Raw genomic sequence first — 291 nt, 5'->3', positions numbered from 1 at the left:
CTTTCAAAACCTAAGAAACAAGGGGAACAGCTACTTCCCGTTCAGGCAGTCAGCAATCCGTGCCGCCACCGCTGGAACAGCTTGCCGATACCCTCCTGCAACTGGCATAGCAACTGTGCTTCTGGCGCTCTCGCCGGGATCAACAGCCGGCGTTGCCGACCACCTGAAACGATTTTCCCTGCCATCGAGAACAACCGGTACCGCCACCGCTTCAAATCCCACACCGAAGCCTCATGACCACCAGGCAGCACCGCCAGCTGCAGCCAAGACACCAAATTGACCGCGAACATC

General features: G+C 57.7%; 1 pseudogene. It reads right to left on the bottom strand.

What is annotated here, in order from left to right:
• Nucleotides 1-41: 41 nt before the first annotated feature.
• Nucleotides 42-291: pseudogene (locus tag ACT3UA_RS19025) on the bottom strand (IS1380 family transposase); the annotation flags it as partial.

The sequence above is a fragment of the Glutamicibacter sp. 363 genome (assembly GCF_052379505.1).
Classification (GTDB): Bacteria; Actinomycetota; Actinomycetes; order Actinomycetales; family Micrococcaceae; genus Glutamicibacter.
The sequence above is the reverse complement of the archived record's forward strand: the minus strand, read 5'-3'. Positions and strand labels throughout refer to the sequence as shown.